1 pseudogene is annotated in these 227 nt (G+C 26.9%); it reads left to right on the top strand.

Annotated elements, in window-relative coordinates:
* A pseudogene (locus VJI93_RS09350) lies at positions 1–219 on the top strand (IS481 family transposase); the annotation flags it as partial.
* Positions 220–227 lie beyond the last annotated feature (8 nt).

Raw genomic sequence — 227 nt, 5'->3', positions numbered from 1 at the left:
ATCAGACCTAGAACACCTAGACATAATGGTAAGGTTGAAAGAAGTCATAGAAATGACAATGAAAGATTTTACAGTAAGTTATCTTTTTATTCTTATGAAGATTTAGTTGTACAAATGAAAAAATATCTCTATAAATCTAATAGATTACCCATGCAAACTTTAAATTGGCTTTCACCTATTGAAAAACGTAAAGAATTATTAGAATTAAAGGAGAATTAATTCTCCTT

The sequence above is a fragment of the Parvimonas sp. M20 genome (assembly GCF_035282425.1).
Classification (GTDB): domain Bacteria; phylum Bacillota; class Clostridia; order Tissierellales; family Peptoniphilaceae; genus Parvimonas.
This window is presented reverse-complemented; position numbering and strand designations above follow the sequence as displayed.